Source organism: Arenimonas sp. SCN 70-307, assembly GCF_001724815.1.
Taxonomy (GTDB): domain Bacteria; phylum Pseudomonadota; class Gammaproteobacteria; order Xanthomonadales; family Xanthomonadaceae; genus Arenimonas.
Genome location: NZ_MEDO01000008.1, coordinates 48,940 through 66,796, shown reverse-complemented (window position 1 = coordinate 66,796; position 17,857 = coordinate 48,940). Strand labels below are relative to the sequence as shown.

At 70.0% G+C, this 17,857-nt stretch carries 13 protein-coding genes; 2 read left to right on the top strand and 11 right to left on the bottom strand.

The genetic code is table 11. The features are described 5' to 3' along the window. Positions 1-37: 37 nt before the first annotated feature. The 6 genes from rpoH to rhlB all read right to left on the bottom strand — a co-directional run bounded on the left by rpoH (position 38) and on the right by rhlB (position 6,011). Positions 38-913, bottom strand: coding sequence for an RNA polymerase sigma factor RpoH (gene rpoH, locus ABS41_RS04630; protein WP_290591339.1), 876 nt, complete (start codon positions 911-913; stop codon positions 38-40). Positions 914-1,033: 120 nt separating this feature from the next. Continuing rightward, the gene (gene ung, locus ABS41_RS04625) at positions 1,034-1,768 is read right to left on the bottom strand and encodes a uracil-DNA glycosylase (RefSeq protein ID WP_290591337.1); all 735 of its coding nucleotides are present in this window, start codon (positions 1,766-1,768) and stop codon (positions 1,034-1,036) included. A 3-nt stretch (positions 1,769-1,771) separates the two neighbouring features. After that, positions 1,772-2,614 carry a response regulator gene (locus tag ABS41_RS04620; RefSeq protein WP_290591335.1) on the bottom strand — a complete coding sequence of 281 codons (843 nt, stop codon included), beginning with the start codon at positions 2,612-2,614 and terminating at the stop codon, positions 1,772-1,774. A 1-nt stretch (position 2,615) separates the two neighbouring features. After that, complete coding sequence (ftsX, locus tag ABS41_RS04615) at positions 2,616-3,596, bottom strand: permease-like cell division protein FtsX (protein ID WP_290591332.1); 981 nt, start codon at positions 3,594-3,596, stop codon at positions 2,616-2,618. Then, on the bottom strand, positions 3,593-4,279 hold the full coding sequence (gene ftsE, locus ABS41_RS04610; RefSeq protein WP_290591329.1) for a cell division ATP-binding protein FtsE: 687 nt from the start codon (positions 4,277-4,279) through the stop codon (positions 3,593-3,595). The genes ftsX and ftsE overlap by 4 nt, the downstream gene beginning before the upstream one ends. Positions 4,280-4,295: 16 nt before the next feature. Further along, on the bottom strand, positions 4,296-6,011 hold the full coding sequence (gene rhlB, locus ABS41_RS04605; protein ID WP_290591325.1) for an ATP-dependent RNA helicase RhlB: 1,716 nt from the start codon (positions 6,009-6,011) through the stop codon (positions 4,296-4,298). 170 nt (positions 6,012-6,181) lie between these two features. Here rhlB and trxA point away from each other — a divergent pair, with 170 nt between their 5' ends. Both trxA and rho read left to right on the top strand, forming a co-directional pair. Beyond that, a complete protein-coding gene (gene trxA / locus ABS41_RS04600) occupies positions 6,182-6,508 on the top strand; it encodes a thioredoxin TrxA (RefSeq protein WP_290591322.1) in 327 nt (108 codons plus the stop codon). 155 nt (positions 6,509-6,663) lie between these two features. Beyond that, entirely contained in the window at positions 6,664-8,340 is a 1,677-nt protein-coding gene (gene rho, locus ABS41_RS04595; RefSeq protein ID WP_290591319.1) for a transcription termination factor Rho, read from the top strand. A gap of 82 nt (positions 8,341-8,422) precedes the next feature. Here the strand turns inward: rho and ABS41_RS04590 are convergent, their stop codons facing one another. Genes ABS41_RS04590 through ABS41_RS04570 form a run of 5 tightly spaced genes read right to left on the bottom strand, consistent with a single transcriptional unit; the run spans position 8,423 to position 17,691 of the window. Further along, positions 8,423-9,232 carry a hypothetical protein gene (locus tag ABS41_RS04590; protein ID WP_290591316.1) on the bottom strand — a complete coding sequence of 270 codons (810 nt, stop codon included), beginning with the start codon at positions 9,230-9,232 and terminating at the stop codon, positions 8,423-8,425. Next, positions 9,229-9,738, bottom strand: a complete 510-nt coding sequence (locus ABS41_RS04585; protein WP_290591313.1) for a hypothetical protein — start codon at positions 9,736-9,738, stop codon at positions 9,229-9,231. Before ABS41_RS04585 ends, ABS41_RS04590 begins: the two co-directional genes overlap by 4 nt. Further along, on the bottom strand, positions 9,735-10,172 hold the full coding sequence (locus ABS41_RS04580; RefSeq protein WP_290591310.1) for an EF-hand domain-containing protein: 438 nt from the start codon (positions 10,170-10,172) through the stop codon (positions 9,735-9,737). Before ABS41_RS04580 ends, ABS41_RS04585 begins: the two co-directional genes overlap by 4 nt. After that, a complete protein-coding gene (locus ABS41_RS04575; RefSeq protein ID WP_290591307.1) occupies positions 10,169-11,410 on the bottom strand; it encodes a TIGR03032 family protein in 1,242 nt (413 codons plus the stop codon). The genes ABS41_RS04580 and ABS41_RS04575 overlap by 4 nt, the downstream gene beginning before the upstream one ends. 53 nt (positions 11,411-11,463) lie before the next feature. Further along, a complete protein-coding gene (locus tag ABS41_RS04570) occupies positions 11,464-17,691 on the bottom strand; it encodes a hypothetical protein (RefSeq protein ID WP_290591304.1) in 6,228 nt (2,075 codons plus the stop codon). Positions 17,692-17,857 lie beyond the last annotated feature (166 nt).

The following is a 17,857-nucleotide window of genomic DNA, read 5'->3' as shown; positions in this document are numbered from 1 at the left end:
CGCGGGGCCGTCGGTGCAAGCGGGATGGCGATGCGGCTCAGGCCGCGAACAGCGCCCGCATCTTCTTGAGCGCATTGGCCTCGATCTGGCGGATGCGCTCGGCCGAGACGCCGTACTCGTCGGCCAGCTCCTGCAGCGTGGCCTTGGGCTCGCCCAGGAAGCGGCGCTTGAGCACGTCGCGCGAACGCTGGTCCAGGCCCGACAGGCCGTCGCGCAGCAGCTCGAGCTGGTCTTCCTCGTGCGAGGCGCGCTCGTAGGCCAGGGCCGGGTCGTCGCCGCTGTCGCGCAGGTAGGCCACCGGCGAGGGCGGCGCGTCGTCGTCGGAATCATCCGGCGCGTCGAAGCCGATGTCGCGGCCGCTCAGGCGCGATTCCATCTCCAGCACCTCGCGCTCGGAGACGTTGAGGTCCTTGGCCACCGCGCGCACTTCCTCGGCGTTCATCCAGCCCAGGCGCTTCTTGCTCTTGCGCAGGTTGAAGAACAGCTTGCGCTGCGCCTTGGTGGTGGCCACCTTGACGATGCGCCAGTTGCGCAGGATGAACTCGTGCATCTCGGCGCGCACCCAGTGCACGGCGAAGGACACCAGGCGCACGCCCTGGTCGGGGTCGAAGCGCTTGACCGCCTTCATCAGGCCGATGTTGCCTTCCTGGATCAGGTCGCCCATGCCCAGGCCGTAGCCCTGGTAGCCGCGGGCCACGTGCACCACGAAGCGCAGGTGCGACATGACCAGGGCCTTGGCGGCATCGAGGTCTTCCTCGTCGCGGTAGCGGCGGGCCAGGGCCTGCTCGTCCTCGACGGAGAGCACGGGCACCCGGTTGACCGCGGCGATGTACGCGTCCAGCGAGCCCAGTGCGCTGGGCACCGGCAGGTTGTTGGCGATCAGGGCGTTGGTGGTCATCCGGTCCTCGCTCATGAGATGGAGTTTAGCACTCCGGTCAGAGTGCTAAATAGGCCGAAAGTTCCCTGTCTATCCCATAAATGGAACAGCCAACTCCCCTGGCTTCCCCCTGTTCTGGGGGTGGCCCGGCCGGGTTCAAGGGCTGGTGCCGGAATCCGCCAGCAGGGCCTCGACCTCGGCCCGGGGCGGCAGCGACCAGTCCACCGGCGCCCGGCCCCCGCCCTGCAGCCAGCGGTTGGCCTTGCCGAAGTGGCCGCAGCCCAGGAAACCCCGGTGCGCCGACAGCGGCGAGGGGTGCGGGGCGCGCAGCACGCAGTGCCGGCGGGCGTCCACCAGCTTGCCCTTGGCCTGGGCGTAGCTGCCCCAGAGCAGGAAGACCAGGCCCTCCTTCTCGCGGTCCAGGGCCTGGACGATGGCGTCGGTGAAGCCTTCCCAGCCCTTGCCCTGGTGCGAGCCGGCCCGGCCCTCCTCCACCGTCAGCACGGCGTTGAGCAGCAGCACGCCGCGCTGCGCCCAGGGCAGCAGGCAGCCGTGGCCCGGCGGGGCGATGCCCAGGTCGGCCTGGATCTCCTTGAAGATGTTGCCCAGCGAGGGCGGCACCGGCACGCCGGGCAGCACCGAGAAGCACAGGCCGTGGGCCTGGCCCGCGCCGTGGTACGGATCCTGGCCCAGGATGACCACCTTGACCTGGTCGAAGGGCGTGGCGTCGAGCGCCGAGAAGATGCGCGGGCCGGGCGGGAAGACGCGCTTGCCGGCCGCCTTTTCCTTACGCAGGAACGCGGAGAGTTCCTGCATGTCGGGGCGCTGGAGGTAGTCGCCGACGCGCGCCTTCCACGACGGCTCGAGCCGGATGCGGCCGTCCCCGGACACCGCTTACTTGCCGAGCTTGGCGCGCAGCAGCCGGCCGACGCGCAGCTGGAACAGCAGCTTGGTCACCAGCAGGCGTTCCTCGATGGGCTTTTGCACCAGGTCGTTGGCGCCGGCGCGCAGCAGGTCGCTCTGGTTGGCCGGGTTGGCGTCGCCGGTCATCACCAGCACCGGCAGCAGGCCCTTGGCGTAACCGAAGTCGTCGCGGATCGACTTGAGCAGGTCTTTGCCGGTGAGCTCGCCCTTGAGGTAGACGTCGGTGAGCACCACGTCCGGGCCCGGCACCTTGCCCTGCGCCTTCGCCGTCTCGAGGTGGGCGATGGCGTCCTCGACGCCGGTGGCGTGGATGACGGTGAGGCCGTGCTTTTCGAGCATGCGGCGCGTGGCCATGGCCACGACGCGGCTGTCCTCGACGTAAAGCACTTCGCCGCCAGCCTCGGACTCGGGCGCGACGTAGCCCTTGATGAAGGCCGCCAGCGCATTGAAGCCCAGCGACTTGTCGAAGTAGTCGGTGACGTCGTCGCTGATCGAGCGGCTCTCGAGCCGCTCCTGCACGTCGCCCGAGACCACGATGATGGGGATGTAGGCCTGGGGCGTGTGCTCGCGCAGGTAGCGCGCCAGGTCCAGGCCGTCCATGTCGGGCAGGCGCAGGGCCATGGTGACGAGGTTGACGGCGCCGGCCTGCAGGGCGGCCTTGGCCTCCTCGCCGGTCTCGCAGCCGACGAACTCCATGCCGGGCAGCTGCTGGCGCAGCACGCCCTCGATCATCTTGCGCACGACCTTGGAGCCGTCCACGACCATGATGCGCGGGCTGGTGGTGTCGAAGCTTCGGAAAGCAGGGCTGTTCATGTCACACGTCCGTGGGACGGGTCCGGCGTAGATGATGCCCGGTTGCGAGCCACGCGCCCAGCCACCCCATCGCCGCGGCGCCCGCGAGCAGCAGGCCGGTGCCCTGCCAGCCGGGGCCGGCGAGGGCGAATTGCGCGCCGTAGCTGGCCACCAGGGCCGTCAGGCGGCCCTGCAGCGCCAGCCCGGCGACGGCCAGCAGGGCCAGGGCCGCGAGCCCGGCGGCCAGGCCGTACCAGGCGCCGAGATAAAGGAAGGGGCGGCGCACGAAGCCGTCGGTGGCGCCCAGGTGCTGGAGCACGGCGATTTCCTCGCTGCGCGCGCCGATGTCCAGGCGCACCGTGTTGCCCACCACCAGCAGCACGCCCAGGCCCAGCAGCAGGCCCACGACCTGCACCACGCGCTCGCCGAAGGCCAGCCAGGCCGACAGGCGCTGGCGCCAGACGGCGTCGTGCTGCACCACCTCGGCTTCGGGCAGCTCGCGCAGCGAGGCCGCCAGCGCGCTGCCGTCGTCGCTGCCGGCGGGCTGGACCACCAGCACGAAGGGCAGCGGGTTGCCTTCGAGCACGTCGAGCGCGCCGGCCAGGTCGCTCATGGCCTTGAACTCGGCCAGGCCCTCGTCGGGCGTGCGCACCGCCACGCCGGCCACGTCGGGCCGCCGGGCCAGCTCGCCGGCCAGGGCCCCGGCGCGCGCGGCGTCGACGCCCGGCGCGAGGAACACGCCGATCTCGCGCGATTCGCTGACGCTGCCCGAGAAGCGCTCGAGGTTGCCCAGCGCCAGCGCCAGGCCCAGCGGCAGGGCGATGGCCACGGCCATCACGCCGACGGTGAGCGCCGTGGCCACCGGCCGCTGCAGCAGGCGGCCGAGACTGGAGACCAGGGAGTACAGATGCTGTTCACGCCAGGCGCGCAGGCGGCCGCCGAGGCCGCCGGCGCGCACGCGTTCGGCCGCGGCCGGTTTGGCGCGGGCTTCGGGCTTGCTCATGCCGCCAGGTCCTCGGGCGAGATGTCGTCCACCAGCTTGCCGTGGTCGAGCACCAGCACGCGCCGGCGCATGCGTTTGACCAGGGCCAGGTCGTGGCTGGCGATCATCACGGTGGTGCCCAGCGCCGGCAGCGAGGCCAGCAGCTGCATGATCTCGGCCGCCAGCTGCGGATCGAGGTTGCCGGTGGGCTCGTCGGCCACCAGCAGCTGCGGCTGGGCGACGATGGCGCGGGCGATGCCCACGCGCTGCTGCTCGCCGGTGGAAAGCTGCAGGGGCAGCGCGCGCTCGCGCCCGCCCAGGCCGACCTTGTCGAGCACCGTGCGCACGCGCTTGCCGACCTCGGCACCGGGCGTGCCGGCGATCAGCAGCGGCAGCGCCACGTTGTCGTAGATGCTGCGGTCGGTGAGCAGGCGGTGGTCCTGGAACACCACGCCCACCTGGCGGCGGTGCAGCGGCACCTTGCGGCCGCGCACCTTGGCCAGGTTGCGCTCGTTCACCAGCACCGTGCCGCGGCTGGGGCGCTCGGACAGGTGCACCAGGCGCAGCAGGGTGGACTTGCCGGCGCCGGAGTGGCCGGTGACGAAGAGCATCTCGCCCTCCTCCACCGCGAAACTGACCTCGCTCAGCGCCGGCGGGGTGCCCGGGTAGGACTTGGTGACGTTGTCGAAGCGCAGCAGGGCCATGGCGCGAGGATAAACCTCAATGCTTGGCGGGCGGGCTGCGCTTGACCAGCTTGCTCAGGCCGGCCTTGATGCGGCCGAAGAGCGAGGGCTTGTTCTCCTGCGGCGCGGCGGCGGGCGCGTCCGGCTTGCGGCGGCCGCCCTCCTTGCGCGGAGCCTCCCCGTCCTTGCGCGGCGAGGCGCCCTCGGCACCGGCGCCCTCCACCGGACGGCCGCGGCGACGACGGCGGCGCTTGCGGGCCGGCGCGTTCGGGTCGTCCTGCATCGGCGAGGACGGCGCCGGGCGCTGGGCCGGGCGCTCGAGCGGGAGCTCGGCCTGGGCGTCGGCCGGCGCGGATTCGCTGCGCGGCTTGCGCTCGCGCGGCGGGCCGGAGCGCGGGCCGGAACGCGAACCCGGGCGCTCGCCGCGCCCTCCGTCGCGACCGCCGCTGCGGCCACCGCGGCCGCGCTTTTCGTCCTCGGCGGCCTTGGCTTCGCGCACTTCGCGATAGATGGCGCTGACGCTCTCGTTGTCGCCGGCGTCCTCGCCCTCGACCACCGGGCGCGGCGCGCGCGGCACCGGCACCAGCAGGTCCGGGGTGACCTGCTCGACCGGCAGGCGCTGTTCGATGTAGGACTCGATGTCGGGCAGCGACATGGCGTAGCGCTCGCAGGCGAAGCTGATCGCGTCGCCCTCGGCGCCCAGGCGCGCGGTGCGGCCGATGCGGTGCACGTAGTCCTCGGCGTCGAAGGGCAGGTCGTAGTTGTAGACGTGCGAGACGCCGTCGATGTGCAGGCCGCGGGCGGCCACGTCGGTGGCCACCAGGATGTCGAGCTGGCCCTTCTGGAAGCGCGCCAGCAGGGACTCGCGCTTCTTCTGCGGCACGTCGCCGCTGAGCACGCCGACGCGGAAGCCGGCCTTCTCCAGCGAGCGGGCCACGCGCTCGACCCAGACCTTGGTGTTGACGAAGACCATCGTGCGATGGCCCTCGGAGCGGGTGAGCAGGCCGATCAGCAGCGGGATCTTCTCTTCGTCGGCCGGGAAGTAGACCTTCTGGCGCACGCGCGCGGCGGTGATGGTCTCGGTCTCGACGACCAGCTTCTCGGGCTCGTTCATGTGCTCGTAGGCCAGCTCCAGCACGCGGTGGCTGAGCGTGGCGCTGAAGAGCAGGGTCTGGCGCTCGGTGCGGATCGGCATGCGCCGCAGCAGGAAGCGGATGTCCTTGATGAAGCCCAGGTCGAACATGCGATCGGCCTCGTCGAGCACGCAGACTTCGCAGGCGTGCAGGGAGACGACCTTGTGCTGCTTGACGTAGTCGATCAGGCGGCCGGGGGTGGCGATGATGACGTCCACGCCCTGCTGCAGCAGCTCGCGCTGCTTGTCGTAGTCGACGCCGCCGTACACCAGCGCGAAGCGCAGGCCGAGCTCGGAGCCGAACTTCACCGCGTCCTTGTGGATCTGGATGGCCAGCTCGCGGGTGGGCGCCAGGATGAGCGCGCGCGGGTCCTCGGGCTTGCGGTCGGCCAGCGCGGGGCGGGTGAGCAGCCGGTTGATCAGCGCGACCAGGAAGGCCAGGGTCTTGCCGGTGCCGGTCTGGGCCTGGCCGGCGACGTCGCCGCCGCGCAGGGCGATGGGCAGGGTCAGGGCCTGGATGGGCGTACAGCGGGTGAAGCCCGCGCTTTCGAGACCGGAGAGCAGCGCCGGGTGCAGCTCGAAGTTGGAAAAAGCGATATCAGTCAGCGGTTTGTCGGACATTGTGTTCCCTGGATGCGCGTCTCTGCGCTTGCGCGGCTGGCCCGGAGGGTCGCAAACTGGCCTCAGGCGGGCGCCGCCGATGGCGGTTGAATTGTCATTTAAAGCGCCCCAGTTTACCCCAACGGCGGCCGGGACCGGCTGCTACCCCAAGAAAATCAGGAGTTTGACGCATGAGCGACCAGGTGCTTCATGTGGGTGACACCGACTTCGAGGCCCAGGTACTCAAGTCCGACACGCCCGTGCTGGTGGATTTCTGGGCCGAGTGGTGCGGCCCCTGCAAGATGATCGGCCCCATCGTCGACGAGATGGCCAACACCTACGCCGGCAAGGTGAAGGTGGTGAAGATCAACATCGACCACAACCCGCAGACCCCGCGCCAGTACGCCGTGCGCGGCATCCCGACCCTGATGCTGTTCAAGGACGGCAAGGTGCACTCGACCCAGGTCGGCGCCGTGGGCAAGGCCCAGCTGGCGCAGTTCGTCGACAAGGCGCTTTGAGCGCCCCCTGCCCCGGCCGCGCCGGGGCCCGGGCGGGCGGCGGCTTGTCTGGCCGCCCCCGCCGGTGTTAGTTTGAAGGCCATTCGGGCGCCCCGGGCGCCGATGTCTCGCCTCACCCCCTTCCTCCACACGCTCGCGTTCGCGAGGTGAATCCTGTGTCCGAAAACGAAACCGACTCCGGCGCCAGCGCCGAGAAGCGTCCGCGCAAGCCGCGCGCCGCTGCTGAAACCCAGGCTCCCGAGTCCCCGGCAACTGCCGCGGCCCCGGCCCCCGAACGCGCGCCCGCCGCTGAAAGCTCCGGCGGTGGCGGCGAGGGTGGCGGTGGCGGCAACGAGGGCGGCGGCAATCCCCAGTCCCAGGGCGGCCAGGACGAAGGCGGCCAGAGCGGCGATCGCCAGCGCGAGGGCCGGCGCAACCGCCGCGACCGCTTCCGTGACAAGCGCGACCGCTTCCGCGACCGCGACCGTCCGCGCGACGACGACGACGGCGCCGGCAACCAGGGCAATGGCGGCAATGGCGGCGGCGGCCAGAACGACCGTCCGCTGCCGCAGCTGCCGCCGGACTTCCCGACCTACAGCCTCAACGACCTCAAGCGCATGCCCGCGCACAAGCTGCTGGAGATCGCCGACAAGCTCGGCCTCCACGAGGGCGTGGCGCGCATGCGCAAGCAGGACGTCAACTTCGCCCTGCTCAAGGTGCTCACCCGCCACCCGCAGGGCGTGGCCGGCGACGGCGTGCTCGAGATCCTGCCCGACGGCTACGGCTTCCTGCGCAGCGACGACGCCAGCTACCTGGCCGGCCCGGACGACGTCTACATCTCGCCCAGCCAGATCCGCCGCTTCAACCTGCGCACCGGCGACCACATCGCCGGCCGCATCCGCAGCCCCAAGGACGGCGAGCGCTACGTGGCGCTCAACATCGTCGACACCATCAACGGCGAGCCGCCGGAGGCGTCGAAGGGCAAGGTGCTGTTCGAAAACCTCACGCCGCTGTTCCCGCGCGAGCGCTTCCGCCTTGAGCGCGGCAACGGTTCGAGCGAGGACATCACCGGCCGCGTGATGGACCTGATGTCGCCGATCGGCAAGGGCCAGCGCGCCCTGATCGTCTCGCCGCCCAAGGCCGGCAAGACCATGCTGATGCAGAACGTGGCCCAGGCCATCCTGTACAACCACCCGGACGTGCACCTGATCGTGCTGCTGATCGACGAGCGCCCCGAGGAAGTGACCGAGATGCAGCGCTCCGTGCGCGGCGAGGTCATCTCCTCGACCTTCGACGAGCCGGCCGCGCGCCACGTGCAGGTCGCCGAGATGGTGATCGAGCGGGCCAAGCGCCTGGTCGAGCACAAGAAGGACGTGGTGATCATGCTCGACTCGATCACCCGCCTGGCCCGCGCCTACAACACCGTGGTGCCGAGCTCGGGCAAGGTGCTCACCGGCGGCGTGGACGCCAACGCCCTTCACCGCCCGAAGCGCTTCTTCGGCGCGGCCCGCAACGTCGAGGAAGGCGGCAGCCTGACCATCATCGCCACCGCGCTGGTCGACACCGGCTCGAAGATGGACGAGGTGATCTACGAAGAGTTCAAGGGCACCGGCAACTCGGAAGTGCACCTCGACCGCCGCATCGCCGAGAAGCGCGTCTACCCGGCCATCAACATCAATCGCTCCGGCACCCGCCGCGAGGAGCTGCTGATCGAGCCGGACATGCTGCAGAAGATCTGGATCCTCCGGAAGCTGCTGCACCCGATGGACGAGCTGGCGGCCATGGAGTTCCTGCTCGACAAGATGAAGACCACCAAGTCCAACGACGAGTTCTTCCAGTCGATGAAGCGCTGAGGCCCCGGCCAACGCGCAAGGGAAAGCCGGCCTTCGGGCCGGCTTTTCTTTTGCCGTGGCGCAGGCGCGGTGCGGCGGCGGCTCAGTCGGCCGATGGCACCGGCAGGATCGAGCCCAACCGGGTCTGCAGGCGCACGCCGCTCGATACTTCCATGCCGGCGACGGACGCGCGCGGCGGCGTCTCCGCGGACATCGCCTGCACGGCCCAGTCCGGCGCGTCGACGCCGATGGGGAAGGCACGCACCCAGCGCCGGCCGTCGAAGCCCGGCGGGGTGTAGCGCACATTCACTTCGATGGTCTCGCCGGCCTTGGCCCAGGGATACTGCCAGCGCCCGGCCACCTCGGTGGCCGAGCGGGCGAACCGCGCCGCGTGGCGCTCCCTGGAAGCGGGCGCGCCCGCCCGCTCGCCCATGAGCATCAGGCTGGCCACGGCCGCGTCCTCGGCCTTCCCGCCCTCGCCCACGCGCACCATCAAGGTGACGTCGGCGCCAATCCCCTGGGAGGCGGCGTCGGGCGGATAGGCCGGCTGGGCAAGGGGCCGGGCTTCCGTCGCGGCGGGCTGCAGGGAGAACCGGGCGCGGGACACGGCCAGCGCGAGGCCCTCGGTGCCTCGCTGGCGGAAGGCCAGCAGGTCCGCGGACAGCCTGAGCCTGGCCTGGGTCGGCTGCCCCTGGTCGAGCACGGGCTCGAAGCGCCAGCCGCGAACCTGATCCTCGAGGCCCGACATCACCTCGTCGCCCAGCTTGCTGCGGTCGATCGCCACCTCGGTCACCACGCCGCGCTCGTCGACGGTGATCGTACCGGCGACACGGGCGGCGTGGACCTCGTCGAAGCCGCTGGCGCCGGCCAGCGGCGCCAGGGCGAGCAGCAGGGCCAGCAGCAGCCGGCTCACGCGCGGCGCAGCGGTGCCGGCGGCTTGAGCGTCGCGCCCTCGAAGTAGGTCACGAACATCGGGCAGTTGCGCGGCGAATAGCCGATGAAGGTGAACCCCTGTTCGGGATGGTGCGCCAAAGCGTAGCGGCCGGCGAGCATCTTGTTCTGCAGCTCGACCACCAGGCCGATGGACTCGGCCTCGGGCAGCTTGGCGTTGTATTCCTGCAGCGCCTTCACCACGCGCTTGGCGAAGGGCACCGTCTGCTGCTGGCCGCGGATGGACGGGTCGAAGAACTGGCGGTAGTAATAGGTCGGCTGGCGCAGGCGCGGCAGGATGCGCAGCTGCGCGGTGCCCACCGCGCAGATCTTGCCGTCCTTGTCGCGACCGATGCACACCGCCTGCTCGGCGCGCATGTCGGCCTGCTCGCCGGTGGCGAGTGCCTGGTTGCGCTCCCAGAACTCACGCAGCTCCTGCTTGAGCTCCGGCGTGACCTTCTTCCAGACCGCGGTGATCTTGAAGCTCATCGGCTGCCTTCCGTCGCGGCAGGCGCAGCCGGTCGCTGGGCCAGCTCCTGCACCATCACCAGGTATTCCGGGAACTGCAGCTTGCCATCCTTGCTGGCGTCGAAGCGCGACAGCGGCGGCGCGGCATCGCCGGCGCGACGCACCAGCAGCAGCGACTTGTACTCGTTGGCGTCGATGCCCTGGTCGTCGTTGGCATCGGCACGGTCGAACTGCACGCGCAGGCGGGCCTCGGCGTCGGCGGCGGCGCGCTGGCGCAGGCCGGCCCAGCCGGCGCGGAATTCTTCCTTCGACAGCGCGCCGTCCTTGTTGCTGTCCCAGGCCCGGAACATCGCGTCCGCGGGCAGCTCCTGCGGCGCGGCCGCGGGGCTGGCCTGGGCCACGGCGAGGGCGGGGGCAAGCACGAGGAAGGCGGCGAGCATCGGCAGGCGGTTCACGGCGCGGACTCCGGGGGCTGTTCGAGGGCCGATTCGAAGGTGATCAGGTCGCGGATCTCGGGCGTGCGCAGGCCGATCATCATCGGGTTGCGCACGTTGTGCAGGAAGCTGATGTCGAAGATTTCGGTGATGTCGCCGTCGAAGCGGATCCAGTTGAGCACGTCGCCGTTGGTGAGCGAGATGATCTGGACGCCGCACCAGGGCTCGGCATCGCGCTTGCGCAGTTCCTCGTCGAGCTGCAGGCCCTCGAAGCGCTGGTTGCGCGGCTTGGACAGGCCGACCGCGGCGATGTTGCCGCTGATCGACAGGCCGCGCGCAAAGCCCGGCACGAAGCACAGCGGCACGAACTTCTTCGTCTCGAAATCAACCCAGCCCAGGTGGCCGGTGCCGGCGTTGAGCACCCAGAGCTTGCCGTTGGCCCAGCGCGGCGAGTGCGGCATGGACAGGCCTTCGCAGACGATCTCGTCGGTCTCGACGTCGATCACCACGCCGCCGTCCTGGCGGCGGTCGCGCCAGCCGTCGACGGTGTCGCTCTTGCACACCGCGGTGACGTACTTGGGCTTGCCGTCCACCATGGCCAGGCCGTTGAGGTGGCAGCGGTCCTCGGGGGCGAGCTTGCTGATGAACTTGGGCTTCCAGATCGCCTTGAAGCTGTGCGTGAGGCTCAGCTCGGCCAGGCAGGAATACTTGGTGTTGACGAACACCACCTTGCCGTTGGCGCAGATGCCCAGCTCGTGGATGTCCAGGTCGCCGATGGTCTGCGCGTTGCGCGGCACGTAGCACTTGTCGAAGCGGCCGTGGATGACTTCGTTCGGACGCAGCACGTTCTCGAAGCGCCACAGCTGGTAGAGGCCGCCGAGATAGATGCGCTGGGCATTGCCCACCACGCCCATGGCGCGCTCGAAGATGCGCTCGAAGAAGGACACGCGGCCCTGCTGGTCGCTGCCGACGAGGTAGATGCGCCCGGTCTGGTAGGAGGTGATGGCCAGCGACAGGCGGTTCATGCCCAGCCAGCCGGCGAGGCCACGCGAGCAGGCCTTTTGAACCTGCAGCTTGGTCAGGTCCTTGGGGGCCTGCTGGCCCGCGGCGGGTGCGGCCGGTGCCGCGGTGGGTGCGGCCTCCGCCGAGACCGTCTGCAGGCCGGTTTCAAGTTCTGCTTCCCGCGTCGATTCCTCGTTGGCGGGGGCCCCGGTCTCGTTCTGCTTTGCCACGTCCTGCTCCAAGCTGTGCTGCACCATCCCTGGTTCCTGGCCGCGGCGGCTGCGTGGCCGCCGCGCCCGGAACTACCTGCTTACCACGTGTAGCGCACGACCACCTGGCCGCCGAAGTCGCTGTCGATCGCGCCGCCGTCGGCCCAGTTCACGCCGGCGCTGGCGGACCAGCCGTTCTTCTGAACGCCGACGCCGATCTCGGCCATGCCGTAGTTGCCGCCGGCCTCGACCTCGCCCGACAGGGCCGCGTTGCCATTGACGATGAAGCGGCTGGTGCCGTCCATTTCGTTGATGGCGTTGATCGAGCCGTACGGGGTCACGCGGAAGCCGCCCGCCGTGGTGAAGCTGCGCTCGATGCCCAAGCCCAGGCGCAGGCGCTCGCCGTCGCCGCCGTCGAGCTCGACCGAGGTGAGCGAGCCGTCCACGGAGGCCATGTTGTCGATGGTGGCGCGGGTGTACTGCAGCTGCGGCACCAGGCTGAAGCCGCCGACTTCCCAGCCGGTGTAGCCGGCCTCGAGGTTGAAGGCGCGGGCGTCGCCGGCGGCGAAGTACTCACCGGTGGCCGAACGCATCTGCGACTCGAATTCCATCCAGCGCCAGGAGGCGTCGACGTAGAAGTTGTCGGCCAGCCAGGACGCGTAGAGACCCACGCTGTCGAGCTCGATGTCGTCGCGGCCAGCCCCGTTCGACAGGATGCGGGCGTTGTCCGACTTGCCCAGCATCACGCCGTAGTGGAAACCGTGGCCGACGGTGAAGTTCATGCCGACCTCGGTGCCGTCGACGTCCTGCTCGAAGCGCAGGTCCTCGCCGGCCGCGAAGCCGGTGCCGGTGGCGTCGATGCCGCCGCTGCCGGAGAAGTGGCGCACCCACGGGCCGAGGCCGTTGAGCTGGGTGCCCAGGTCGGGCAGCACGCCCACGCGCTGGCGCAGGGTGCCGATGTTGGTGCCGATCAGCGAATGCACGGCCGGGGCCAGGGTGATCGCCAGGTTGCCGGCGTTGCTCAGGCCGTCGATCTCGATGCCGATCGAGAACACGTTGTCGGTGCCGACCACCGAGTGCTCGACGCTCAGGCCGAAGTCGAGCAGCTCGCTCTCGAAGCCGAACAGCTGGCCGGCCACGAAGGAGTCGGCGGCGGCCGAACCCGAGGCGATGACCACCTCGATCGGATCGAAGGTCAGCGTGTTGGGCAGGTTCACCGCCGCCACGTTGATGGTCTTCTGCGGGCCGGTGATGTCGCCGGTGATGTACAGCATGTCGCTGGTGCCGGCGATGAAGTCGATGTCGACGTTCACGTCGCCGCCGCCGGCGAGGTTGCCGTAGATGGTCATCATGTCGTCGGTGGCGCCGTCGAGGAAGCTGATGGCGCCGTTGTTCACCAGCGTGCCGCCGCCCGCGCCCATGTCGACGAAGGCGCTGCCGATGACGTGGATGGTGCCGCTGTTGTCGAAGGTGTTGGCCGTGTCGGCGCCGCCCATGTCGATGCCGGCGTAGGCCAGCACCAGGTCGCCCGAGTTGACGATCGAATCGTCGCCGTCGCCGGTGTAGAGGGTGCCGTAGCCCAGGACGATCAGGCCCGCGTTGACGATCTCGTCCTCGCCGGCGCCCAGGTTGGTGCTGCTGCCGCCGAGGTACCACTCGCCGGAGGCGCCGATGTTGACCAGGTCGTCGCCGTCGCCGGTGATGATGTGGCCGTTGATGCGCCCGCTGCTGTGGATCTCGTCGCGCGCGGCGCTGCCCAGCACGGCGATGGAGCCGCCGCCGAGGTTGCCGGCGTCCACCAGGCCGCTGTTGTACAGGCGCGAGGTGCCCGTATCCGAGCTCATGCGCACCGCGATGGCGACCGTGTCGTGCACGGCGGAGATCGTGCCGCTGTTGGTGATGGTGACGTCGCCGTCGGAGATGGCCACCAGGCCGTAGGCACGGCCGGCGCTGTCGCCGGCGATGCCGGTGATGGTGCCGCTGTTGACGATCGTGGCGGAGTTGTAGCCCACCACGTAGGCGCCGGCAGCGACGCCGTCGAAGGTGTAGGCCGACAGGTCGCCGGAGTTGTCGAGGCTGGCGTCGCCGGCGTAGCTGAAGATCGCCGCCGCGACGGCAACGCCGTTGGCGCTCTCGGCCGAGATCGAGCCGCCGTTGCCGATGCTGGCGGCGTAGGTGCCGATGGCATAGGCGCCGAAGGCCTGCACGCCGATCGCGCTGATGCTGCCGGTGTTGTCGATCTCGGCGTAGTCGCCGCGGGCGAACGCGCCGACCGCGGTCGAGACACGGGAATCGACGCTGATGTCGCCGGAGTTGCTGACCAGGGCGGTGCCGTAGTTCGTAATCGCCGCCGCGCCGATGGCCGTGCTGTTGTAGCTCGACGCCAGCAGCGTGCCGCTGTTGTCCACCGACGCATCGGCGAGGATCGACGCGGCGTAGGCCGCGAACGCCGCGCTGTCGTAGGAGTAGGCCGAGGCCGTGCCGGAGTTGACGACCAGCGCGTCGCCCTGGAGCGACAAGGCGTAGAGCGCGTTCGCGCGGCCGAGGTAGGCATCGGCGAACACGGTGCCGCTGTTGTCGGCCTCGGCGCCGTACTTGCCGAAGGCGCTCACGCCGATGGCGGAGTTGTAGCCGATCACGCCGAGGACGCCGGAGTTCCCGGCCAGGGCGTAATCGCCATTGGCCACGACGCCGCGGGCGTCGCCGTAGGTCGAGACCACGAGCGTCTGGCCGGCGTTGCTCGCGCTGGCCGTGCCCTGGTTCGCGATCGACACGACGCCCTGCGCCAGGCCGTCGTAGCTGCGGACCTGCATGTCGCCCGCGCTGGAAACCACGCTGTCGCCGTAAATCGCGACGCCGATCAGGCCCGAACCGCCGTAGCGGCCGTACACATCGATCGGGCCGGTGCCGGCGATGCCGACGTCGCCGTAGACCGACCGGCCATAGACGCCGACAGCGCTGCCGTCGTTGGAGTCCACATCGATCGAACCGCGGCTGGTCACCGTCACGTCGCCGTAAGCCAGGGCCATGATGCCCATGGCCTCCCGGCCCTCGACCTCGATGCTGCCGCCCACGTCGACGCTGGCGCCGGTGTAGCCGATGGCCATGATGCCGGTGCCGTAGTAGAGGCCCTGCGCATAGACCAGGCCGTCGCCGGTGACCGTGGCCACGTCGCCGCGGGCGATGATGCCGGTGGCGGTGCCGTACTTGGCGACGGCATAGACGGCGCCGTCGTTGTTGACCAACGCCTCGCCGTAGTTCGACACGGCGCGGATGCCGATGGCATCGCCCTGGAAGCTGACGGCCACGGCGTCGCCGGAATTGTCGATAGAGGCGTTGCCGTAGGGGCTGAAGGCGCCGATGCCGAGCGCCTGGCCGTTGTAGCTGATCGCCGCGGCCACGCCGCCGTTGGCGACCGTGGCATCGTCGAAGCCCAGGGCATAGATGCCGGTGGCGTTGTTGTAGCCGTAGGCCAGCACGTCGCCGGTGTTGGTCACGTCGGCCACGAGGCCGCGGGCGCTGATGCCGGTGGCGTTGCCGTAGTACGACTCGGCGTAGACGGTGCCGCCGTTGGTGACCGAGGCGGTGCCGTAGTCGGCCAGCGCGAACACGCCGGTGGCCTGGAAGTAGCCATAGACGTCGACCAGGCCGGTGTTGCCGACCTGCACGTCGCCCTGGCCGGAGTAGGCAAGCACGCCCACGCCCGTGCCGGTGGCGTCCACGTCCACCAGGCCGCTGTTGTCGACGATGGCGTCGCCCAGGACGCTGATGGCCTGCACGCCGTAGGCGTACTTGCCGTCGGCGCCGATCACGCCGCTGTTGATGACCGTGGCGTCGCCGAGGTTGCTGATGGCCTGCACGCCATAGGCGTACTTGCCGTCGGCCAGCACGTAGCCGCTGTTCTGCACCAGGGCGTCGCCCTGGCCCGAGATGGCGACGATGCCGTAGGCGTACTTGCCGTTGGCGATCACGTCGCCGCTGTTGGTGACGCTGGCGCCCAGCGCGCCCTGAGCGATGATGCCGTTGGCGTTGTAGTCCGGCGAATTCGCGCGGACGCTGCCGCTGTTGTCCACCGTGGCGAAGCCGGCGCTGGCATTGGCGAAGATGCCGTAGGCGCCGTAGTAGCCCTCCGCGATCACTTCGCCCGCGTTCAACACCGAGGCGGTGGCGCCGGTGCCGCTGGTGCGGGCGTAGATGCCCACGCCGAAGTCGCTGTAGTCGAGGTCGCCGCCCACCACGAGGCCGGTGCCGGAGTTGACCACCGAGGTGTCGCCGGCCGAGATGGCGTAGATGCCGAAGCCCACCTGCTGGGCCAGGCCCACGGCCTGCCCGTCGTTGGTGACCTGCACGCCGCCGGCGCCCGCCGAGGCGTAGATGCCGAAGCCGTAGTAGCCGCCGTAGCCGTAGGCCAGGCCGCTGTTGGTGACGCTGGCCGAGTTGTAGCCGATCGCCTGGATGCCGATGCCGGTCTGCAGGCCGATGCCATAGGCGCCGCCCTCGTTGACGACGCTGGCGTTGAAGCCTTCGGCCGAGATGCCGATGCCGACGCCGTTGAGCGCGATGCCGACCGCGTCGCCCGAGTTGAACGCATAGGCGTCGCCGTAGCCGGAAGCGTAGGCGCGCATGCCGGTGGCATTGCCGTACTCGCTGCGGGCGTACGCCAGGCCGTAGTTGAAGGCGACCGCGTTGCCGTCACCGGACTCGACGCGCATGCCCATGGCATCGCCGTAGGCTTCGGCCACGACCAGGCCGTAGTTGAATCCCTGGGCGCCGCCGGCGCCCTCGACGACCATGCCGGTGGCGGAACCGTACTGCGAGTAGGCGAAGACCGTGCCGGCGTTGGTGGCCAGCGCCGTGTCGCCATAGGCGAAGATGCCGGCCGCATAGCCGTAGCGCGTCTGGGCGACGGCGAAACCTTCGTTGTTGACGATGGCCTGGCCGTCGCCGCCGGAGGCGACGATCGCGTAGGCGCCGAGTTCGCCGAAGGCATAGACATCGCCAAGGTTGATGGCGCGCGCGCCATAGGCACCGATGGCCTCGATGCCCGTGGCCACGCCGTAGGCCGAGTCGGCGACCACGAGGCCGTCGTTCTGCACGAAAGCCTCGGCGCCGAAGGCCTCGGCGCGGATGCCGGTGGCGCCGTACTCGCCGATGGCCACCACGACGCTGCCGTAGGCGTTCCTGACGGTGGCGCCATCGCCACGCGACGACAGGCCGATGGCCTCGCCGTACTTGGCGTCGGCACGCACGAAGCCTTCGTTGTCGATGGCGGCGATGCCGGCCGAATAGGCGAACACGCCGGTCGCGTCGGTGTAGCCCACCGCGCGGATGTAGCCGGTGTTGGTGACGTCCACGCCGCCGAAGCCCAGGGCCTCGATGCCGGTGGCCGTGCCGTAGAAGGAGACCGCCTCGATGTCGCCGGCGTTGCGCACGCTGGCCTGGCCGTAGCCGGCATAGGCGCTCACGCCGAAGGCATCGCCGAAGACGCTGGTCGCGCCGATGAAGCCGCCGTTGTAGACGTTGACGTCGTCGCCATTGGCGAACACGCCCGCGGCCAGGCCGTACTTCGAACCGGCGTAGACGGCCCCGAGGTTCTCGATGCTCACGCCGCTGTCGCTGAAGCCGGCGAGGCCCACGCCGACGTCGACGCCATAGGCATCGACGTAGCCGTTGTTGGTGATGGAGATGTTGCCGGCGCCGGCGCCGTAGACGCCGACGCCCACGCTGGTGGAGTCAACGCGCACGCTGCCGTTGTTGACGATGCTGACGTCGCCGTAGGCCGAAACCGCGCTCAGGCCGGTCACGAAGCCGCTGCCGGTGACATCGACCACGCCGTCGTTGACGATGCTGGCGCCGTCGAGGCCGAACACGTCGATGCCATTGCCGCCGGTGACGTAGATCGAGCCGGCGTTGGTCACGCTGGCCTCGCCGTAGGCGAACACATCGATGCCGTTGGCGCCGTTGGTGCTGATGGTGGTGCTCGAGCTGACGTCGAGGCTGGCGTCGCCGGTGGCGAACAGGCCGATGCCCACCTGGCCGAAGCCGGGCGTCACCGAGACCGGGCCGCCGAGGTTGCCGACGACAACCGTGAGGTCGTCGACCGCGTTGATGCCGATGCCGGAGAGGTAGGCGGGGTCGTTGCACTCGACGCTGGTCGAGCTGCCGACGACGACCGGAGGGTCGCAGGCGAAGGCCGTGCCGCTGACCGAGGCCAGCGCGATTGCCGACAGCGCCAGCGCCGTCCGGACCGCCTTGGTGACCGGCGCGACCTGCGGCTTGCGCCCACGGTTGCCCTTGCCGGTGCCGATTGCCTTCCCCCTGGAATTCATCGCTACCACTCCCCTGTTGCTCAGATTGTGTGCCCCGGCGCACGGGCGGGTGCCCCGCCGGGATTTCACGAAACAGTCGCCCCGGCCCGTTACAGGGGCGCGAGGGATTTATGAACGGAATTTGCAGCCAACCCGGTTTATCGGATGTCTGGACCCCGGCTGTCAA

Coding starts and splice junctions, on each gene's coding strand:
- rpoH (WP_290591339.1), bottom strand. CDS start 913: ATGAGCGAGGACCGGATGACCACCAACGCCCTGATCGCCAACAACCTG.
- ABS41_RS04620 (WP_290591335.1), bottom strand. CDS start 2,614: ATGAACAGCCCTGCTTTCCGAAGCTTCGACACCACCAGCCCGCGCATC.
- ftsX (WP_290591332.1), bottom strand. CDS start 3,596: ATGAGCAAGCCCGAAGCCCGCGCCAAACCGGCCGCGGCCGAACGCGTG.
- ftsE (WP_290591329.1), bottom strand. CDS start 4,279: ATGGCCCTGCTGCGCTTCGACAACGTCACCAAGTCCTACCCGGGCACC.
- rhlB (WP_290591325.1), bottom strand. CDS start 6,011: ATGTCCGACAAACCGCTGACTGATATCGCTTTTTCCAACTTCGAGCTG.
- trxA (WP_290591322.1), top strand. CDS start 6,182: ATGAGCGACCAGGTGCTTCATGTGGGTGACACCGACTTCGAGGCCCAG.
- ABS41_RS04585 (WP_290591313.1), bottom strand. CDS start 9,738: ATGAGCTTCAAGATCACCGCGGTCTGGAAGAAGGTCACGCCGGAGCTC.
- ABS41_RS04575 (WP_290591307.1), bottom strand. CDS start 11,410: ATGGTGCAGCACAGCTTGGAGCAGGACGTGGCAAAGCAGAACGAGACC.
- ABS41_RS04570 (WP_290591304.1), bottom strand. CDS start 17,691: ATGAATTCCAGGGGGAAGGCAATCGGCACCGGCAAGGGCAACCGTGGG.